At 72.4% G+C, this 8,098-nt stretch carries 1 protein-coding gene; it reads left to right on the plus strand.

Annotated elements, in window-relative coordinates; genetic code table 11:
* Positions 1-102: 102 nt before the first annotated feature.
* The coding region (locus tag GUY59_RS44825) for an SDR family NAD(P)-dependent oxidoreductase (protein WP_161715054.1) at positions 103-8,098 on the plus strand (7,996 nt) is incomplete at its 3' end.

Below are 8,098 nucleotides of genomic sequence, written 5' to 3' on the forward strand. Positions count from 1 at the left end.
GTTCCTGCTTACTGGGTGGAGCATGTGCGTGGCGCGGTGCGGTTCGCTGACGGGGTGGTCTCGGCTGGGGCGTCGCATTTCTTGGAGGTGGGTCCGGATGGGGTGTTGACCGGGCTGGCGCAGCAGACTGTCGAGGATGCGGTGTTCGTCCCGGCGGTGCGCAAGGACCGTGACGAGACCCGCGCGTTGATGGAGGCGCTGGGCCGGCTGCACGTCCAGGGCATCACCGTCGACTGGGACGCCTACTTCGCCGACGTCCCCACCCGGTTCGTCGACCTGCCCACCTACGCCTTCCAGCGCCGCCGCTACTGGCTCGACGCCGGTTACGCCACCGGTGACGTCGCCTCGGGCGGCGGGCTGGCGGCCGTGGACCACCCGCTGCTGACCGCCACCGTGCCCGCCCCTGGCACCGCTACCCTGACGCTCATCGGCCGCCTGTCACCGGCCGAGCAGCCGTGGCTGACCGATCACGTGGTGGCCGGTCAGGTGATCGTGCCGGGGACGGCGCAGGTGGAGCTCGCCGTACGGGCCGGTGACGAGACCGGCTGCCCGGTGCTCGACGAGCTGACCCTCCAGGCGCCGATGGTCCTGCCGGAACGGGGAAGCCTGCAGCTCCAGGTGGTGGTGGCCGAGCCCGACGAATCGGGCCGCCGCCAGGTGACCATCTACTCCAGGTCCGAGGAGAGCGCCGACTGGTCGCAGAACGCCCAGGGCGTGCTCACCCAGGACGCTTCCGCGCCGGGCTTCGACCTCGCGCAGTGGCCGCCGCCCGGCGCCCGGCCCGTCGACACCGACGGCGTCTATGACGACCTGGCCGCGACCGGCATCGAGTACGGCGAGACTTTCCAGTGCCTCAAGGCCGTCTGGCAGCGGGACGGCGCCGTCTACGCCGAGATCGCCCTGCCTGAGACGGCCCAGGCGGAGGCCCGGCGCTTCGGGCTGCACCCGGCGCTCCTGGACGCCTCCCTCCACGCCATCCCCATGGCCGGTCTGCTGCCGCAGGCCGAGCCGGGACGGCCGTACGTTCCGTTCTCCTGGAACCGGGTGGCGCTGCACGCCGACGGCGCGACGACCGTGCGGGTCAGGATCGCGCCCACAGGCAACGACGGTGTGGTCTCCCTGGCCATGGCCGACACGGCCGGGACGCCCGTCATGGAGGTCGGGTCGGTGACGCTCCGCCCGAGCTCCGCCGATCAAAGGACGGCTCGTCACGACAGCCTGTTCAAGATCGGCTGGGTGCGGCCCGCCGGACGCGTGGCACAGCCCGAGCCGCCGTACGAGATCTTCGAGGTGGCGGTGTCCGAGGCGCCGGCTCCCGAAGCGATCAGGCGGGCCGCGCACGGCGTGCTCGCCGCCCTCCAGGAGTTCGGCGCAGCCGACGAGCCGGGGACGCGGCTGGTCGTCGTCACGCGCGGCGCCTTCGCGGTGGGACAGGACGATGTCCCGAACCCGGCGCAGGCGACGGCATGGGGTCTGGTACGGGCCGCGCAGGCCGAGCAGCCGGACCGGTTCGTGCTCCTGGACCTGGACGCGGACAGCGACCCCGCGGACGTGGCCGCTGAGGCGTTGACGACCGGCGAGTCCCAGCTGGCCGTGCGTGAGGGTCGGGTGCTGGTGCCGCGGATGAGCCGGGTGACCGATCTGGGTGATGGTGAGCCGGTGTTCGGGCCCGAGGGCACGGTGCTGGTCACCGGTGGCACGGGCGGGCTGGGCGCGCTGGTGGCGCGTCACCTGGTCAGCGAGCACGAGGTTCGGAAGCTGCTGCTGGTGAGCCGGCGCGGGCTCGATGCTCCGGGCGCGGCCGAGCTGGTGGCGGAGTTGTCGGAGCTGGGCGCCGAGGTGGATGTGGCGGCCTGTGACGTGGCCGACCGCGACGCCCTCGCCACGCTGCTGGAGGGCGTGGACGAGCTGGCGGGAGTGGTGCACACGGCCGGCGTCCTGGACGACGGCGTCATCGCCTCCCTCACCCCCGACCGCCTGGACGCCGTACTCAAGCCCAAGAGCGACGCCGCCTGGCACCTGCACGAGCTCACCCGGCACCGCGACCTGAAAGCGTTCGTCTTGTTCTCCTCCCTCTCCGGCGTGCTCGGCAGCGCGGGCCAGGGCAACTACGCCGCAGCGAACACGTCGCTGGACGCCCTCGCGGAGCTGCGGCGGGCCCAGGGCCTCCCGGCCACCTCGCTGGCATGGGGGCTGTGGGCAACCGGCGGCATGGCGGGCGAGCTGGACGAAGCCGACCTGCGCCGCCTCGAACGCGGCGGCATCATGCCGATGCCCATCGCCGACGGGCTCGCCCTGTTCGACGTCGCGGTCCGCGCGGAACACCCCGTCCTGGTCCCGGCCGTGCTCAGCATGCCGGCGCTCCAGTCCCAGGCCCAGGCGGGTACGCTGCCCGCACTCCTGCACGGGCTGGTCCGCGTACCCACGCGCAGGTCGAGCACGGTCGGCACCAACCCGGCCGACCTCCTCCACCTGGTACGCACCCATGCGGCGACCGTGCTGGGCTTCGACGGCGCGGAGGCGGTCGAGCCGGCCAGACGGTTCCAGGAGCTCGGCTTCGACTCCCTGACGGCCGTCGAGTTCCGCAACCAGCTGAACGCGGCCACCGGGCTGCGCCTCCCTGCGACCCTCATCTTCGACTGCCCGACGGCCGAGGCCGTGGCGGCGTACCTGGCGGACGAGCTGGCCGGCGGGCAGGCGGCGAAGGCCGTGGTGGCCGCTCCCGTGGCGGTCGACGAGCCGATCGCGATCGTGGGCATGGCGTGCCGGTACCCGGGTGGGGTGCTGTGTCCTGAGGACCTGTGGGAGCTGGTGGCGCAGGCTCGTGACGGGGTGGGCGAGTTCCCTGCCGACCGTGGCTGGGACCTGGACAAACTCTACGACCCTGACCCCGACAGCCGGGGCACCTCGTACGCCCGGCACGGCGGCTTCCTGTATGACGCCGCCCAGTTCGACCCGGGCTTCTTCGAGATCTCACCGCGCGAGGCCCTGGCGATGGACCCGCAGCAGCGGCTGCTGCTGGAGACGTCGTGGGAGGCCATCGAACGGGCCGGGATCAGCCCCACCCGGCTGCGGGGAAGCCGGACCGGCGTGTTCGCCGGCGTCATGTACCACGACTACGCGCCCCAGCTGTCGGCTGTGCCGGGAGAGCTCGAAGGGCTCATCGGAACCGGCAGTTCCGGCAGCATCGCCTCCGGGCGGGTGTCCTACAGCCTCGGACTCGAAGGCCCGGCCGTCACGGTCGACACGGCCTGCTCCTCCTCGCTGGTGGCGCTGCACCTGGCGGTCCAGGCGTTGCGGTCGGGCGAGTGCGACCTGGCCCTGGCCGGCGGCGTGACCGTGATGGCCACACCCAGCACGTTCGTCGAGTTCTCCCGCCAGCGCGGCCTGTCGCCGGACGGCAGGTGCAAGGCGTTCTCGGCCGACGCGGACGGCACCGGCTGGGGCGAGGGCGTCGGCATGCTGCTGGTGGAGCGGCTGTCGGACGCTGAGCGCAACGGGCACCACGTACTCGCCGTGGTGCGGGGCAGCGCGATCAACCAGGACGGCGCCAGCAACGGCCTGACCGCCCCGAATGGTCCTTCGCAGCAGCGGGTGATCCGTCAGGCGCTGGCGAACGCGGGTTTGTCGCCGGCTGAGGTGGACGCGGTGGAGGCGCACGGCACCGGTACGAAGCTCGGTGACCCGATCGAGGCGCAGGCTATCCTCGCGACGTACGGGCAGGATCGGGAGCAGCCGCTCTGGCTGGGATCGCTGAAGTCGAACATCGGTCACACGCAGGCCGCTGCCGGTGTGGGCGGTGTGATCAAGATGGTCATGGCGCTGCGCAACGGTGTGCTGCCGCGGACGTTGCATGCTGATGAGCCGTCGCCGCATGTGGACTGGTCGGCGGGTGCGGTGAAGCTGCTGACCGAGGCGCGGCCGTGGCAGGAGAACGGGCATGCCCGGAGGGCGGCGGTGTCGTCGTTCGGGATCAGCGGCACCAACGCCCACGTGATCATCGAGCAGGGGCCGGTGGTGGAGCCGGAGCCTGAGCCGGTGGAGCAGATGCCGGTGGTGCCGTTGCTGGTGTCGGCGAAGGACGGGCGGGCGTTGCGGGCGCAGGCCGGTCGGTTGGCGTCGTGGCTGGAGTCGGAGTCGTCGGTTGCGGTGTCGGATGCGGCGTGGTCGCTGGCGACGGGCCGGGCGGTGCTGGAGCAGCGCGCGGTGGTCGTGGGCGCCGATCGGGACGAACTGGTGGCGGGCCTGCGGGCGCTGGCCGAAGAGGATGCGTCCGGAGCGATTTCCGGAGGCGGTTCCGGTGGGAAGCTGGCGTTGCTGTTCGCCGGCCAGGGCAGTCAGCGGGTCGGTATGGGCTCGGTGCTGGCTGAGCACTTCCCGGTGTTCGCCGAGGCGTTGGACGAGATCTGCCGGGTGTTCGATCCGTTGTTGCCGCATCCGTTGCGTGAGGTGATGTTCGCCGATCCCGAGGGGGTGCTGAACGAGACCGGGATGACCCAGCCGGCGCTGTTCGCCTTCGAGGTGGCGCTTCACCGGTTGCTGGAGTCGTTGGGTGTGCGGGCGGATGTGCTGGTCGGTCATTCGATCGGGGAGATCGCGGCTGCTCATGTGGCTGGGGTGTTCTCGCTGGAGGACGCCTGTGCTCTGGTGGCGGCTCGTGCTCGCTTGATGCAGGCGCTTCCCTCTGGTGGGGCGATGCTGGCGGTGGCCGCTGCGGAGGCCGACGTCCTGCCGCTCCTGCAAGGCCGTGAGGACCGGGTGGGGATCGCGGCGGTCAACGGTCCCGCTGCGGTGGTGGTGTCGGGTGACGAGACCACGATCGCCGAGATCGAGGCCCAAGCCCAGGTACGCACCCGCCGGTTGCGCGTCTCGCACGCCTTCCACTCGCCGTTGATGGAGCCGATGCTGGCGGAGTTCGCGCAGGCGATCAGCGGGATCGCCTTCCACGAGCCTGCGGTTCCGGTCGTCTCCAATGTGACCGGCCGCCTGGCCGAGCCGGGTCAGCTGACCGACCCCGCCTACTGGGTCGAGCACGTGCGCGGCGCCGTGCGGTTCGCGGATGGGGTGACGGCTGCTGAGGCGACGCACTTCCTGGAGGTCGGCCCGGACGGAGTGCTGACCGGGCTGGCGCAGCAGAGTGTCGAGGACGCGGTGTTCGTCCCGGCCGTGCGCAAGGACCGTGACGAGACCCGGGCGCTGATCGAGGCGCTGGGGCGGCTGCACGTCCAGGGCATCGCCGTGGACTGGGAGGCGGTTCTCGGTTCGGGCCGGTTCGTCGATCTGCCCACCTATGCCTTCCAGCACGAACGGTTCTGGGTGCCGGTCACCGCTGACTCCGGTGATGTGGACGCCGCCGGGCTCCGCGCCATCGACCACCCCGTGCTTCGTGCGGCGATTTCCGCGCCCGACTCCGACACCCACACCTTCACCGGCCGGCTGTCGCTGGCCGGGCAGCCGTGGCTGGCCGATCACCAGGTCAATGGCCGGGTGGTGGTGCCAGGGGCGGCGCTGGTGGAGCTGGCGCTCCGCGTCGGCCAGGAGCTGGACAGCCCGCACGTGCGGGAGCTGACCCTCCAGGCGCCCCTTCTCGTGTCGGCCGACGGCGGCGTACACGTCCAGCTGGTGGCCGGGCCGTGCGACGAGTCGGGCGGCCGCCAGGTGAGCATCCACTCCCGCAACGCCAACGCGGGGGAGTGGGTCCAGCACGCGCAGGGCGTCCTGGTCGGCCAGTCCGAGGAGCCGCCTGTCGGGCCGTCGCAGTGGCCGCCGGCCGGTGCCAGGCCGGTGGACGTCGAGCACCTGTACGACGACCTGGCCATGTCAGGCCTCGAGTACGGCCCCCTCTTCCAGGGGTTGGTGGCGGCCTGGCAGCACGAGGGGGCGGTGTTCGCCGAGATCGCCTTGCCGGAGCAGGGGTATGTGGAGGCGGGCCGGTTCGGGTTGCATCCGGCGTTGCTGGATGCGTCGTTGCATGCCGCGGCGCTGGGTGATCTGGTTCCGAGGGCGGAGGGCAGGCCGTATCTGCCGTTCGCCTGGAGCGGGGTGGAGTTGCACGCGGCCGGGGCGACGGGCCTGCGGGTCAAGGTCAGCCGAGGCTCCTCCGACACGAGCATCGTGTTGAGCATCGCCGACGACAGCGGCCTTCCGGTGGCCGAGATCGGCGCGCTCACCCTGAGGCCCGTGTCGACCGCCGAGCTGAGCGCGTCGGAAAGCCAGGGCCTGCTGCACCGGCTGGAGTGGAGTGCGGCCCCGGCCGCTTCCGAGCAGGACGCTCCCCGGTGGCTCGTGCTCGGGACCGACGACCTGGGCACGGGAGCGGAGGTCCTCCCGGACCTGGCCTCCCTCGACCCGGTGGACGTCCCGGTCCTGACCCGCTGCGCAGGCGGGGACCTGCACACGACGACCCACGCGGCCCTCGCCCTGGTGCAGGACTGGCTGGCCGACGAACGGTTCGCGTCGTCGCGGCTGGTCATCGTCACCCGGGGAGCAGTGGCCGTGAACGCGGACGAGGACGTGGACCTGGGCCTGGCACCTGTGTGGGGCCTCGTACGGGCCGCGCAGTCGGAGCAACCCGGCCGCCTCGTGCTGCTGGACGCCGACACCGAGCACCTGGACGCCGAGACGGCCGGCCGGGCGCTGGCGACCGGCGAGTCGCAGCTGGCCGTGCGTGAGGGTCGGGTGCTGGTGCCGCGGATGAGCCGGGTGACGGATCTGGGCGATGGCGGGCCGGTGTTCGGGCCCGAGGGCACGGTGCTGGTCACCGGTGGCACGGGCGGCCTGGGCGCGCTGGTCGCCCGCCACCTGGTCACCGAGCACGAGGTTCGCAACCTGCTGCTGGTCAGCAGGCGCGGGCCGGAGGCGCCCGGTGTGGCCGACATGGTGGCGGAGCTGTCCGAGCTGGGCGCCGAGGTCACCGTGGCGGCCTGTGACGTGGCCGACCGCGACGCCCTCGCCACCCTGCTCGAAGGCGTGGACGAGCTGGCGGGCGTGGTGCACACGGCCGGCGTCCTGGACGACGGCGTCATCGCCTCCCTCACCCCCGACCGCCTGGACGCCGTACTCCGGCCCAAGGCCGACGCCGCCCGCCACCTGCACGAGCTGACCCGGCACCGTGACCTGCGGGCGTTCGTGGTGTTCTCCTCGCTGGCCGGGGTGCTCGGCAGCGCGGGCCAGGCCAACTACGCCGCGGCCAACACGTACCTGGACGCCCTGGCGCACCACCGCAGGGTGCACGGCCTGCCGGGCACCTCGCTGGCCTGGGGGCTGTGGGCGACCGGCGGCATGGCGGGCGAGCTGGACGAAACCGACCTGCGCCGCATGGAGCGCGCGGGAGTGAGGCCGCTGTCCGTCGACGACGGGCTGGCGCTCTTCGACACCGCCGTGTCGTCGGACCAGGCGGTGCTGATTCCCGCGCGGTTCGTCCAGACCCGAACCGGCAGCCGCTCCACGGTGCGCCGCGCCGGTTCGTCCGGCGGGCTCGCGCAGCGCCTGGCCGCGCTGGGCCCCGCGGAACGCCTGTCGGCGCTCTCCGACCTGGTACGCGGCACCGCGGCCACGGTTCTCGGCTTCGCGGACGGGTCGGCCATCGACCGGCAGCGCCAGTTCCAGGAGCTCGGCTTCGACAGCCTGACGGCCGTCGAGTTCCGCAACCAGCTCACCGCCGCCATCGGCGTGCCGCTTCCGGCCACGCTCATCTTCGACTACCCGACCGCCGAGGCGGTGGCGGAGTTCCTGGCGGACGAACTGTTCGGCGCACAGACGGCGCAGACCGTCGTGGCGGCGACCAAGGCGGCCGACGAGCCGATCGCGATCGTCGGCATGGCCTGCCGCTATCCCGGCGGCGTGCTCTCTCCGGAGGACCTGTGGGCGCTGGTCGCCCAGGCTCAGGACGCCATCGGCGACTTCCCCACCGACCGTGGCTGGGACGTCGAAGGAGTGTACGGGCCGGAGCCCGGCACGCCAGGAAAGACCTACACGCGTCAGGGCGGGTTCTTGTATGACGCGGCGGAGTTTGATCCGGGGTTCTTCGGGATTTCGCCGCGTGAGGCGTTGTCGATGGATCCGCAGCAGCGGTTGTTGCTGGAGGCGTCGTGGGAGG

Source organism: Nonomuraea sp. K271 (genome assembly GCF_009908215.1).
In the GTDB taxonomy this organism is placed as follows: domain Bacteria; phylum Actinomycetota; class Actinomycetes; order Streptosporangiales; family Streptosporangiaceae; genus Nonomuraea; species Nonomuraea longispora.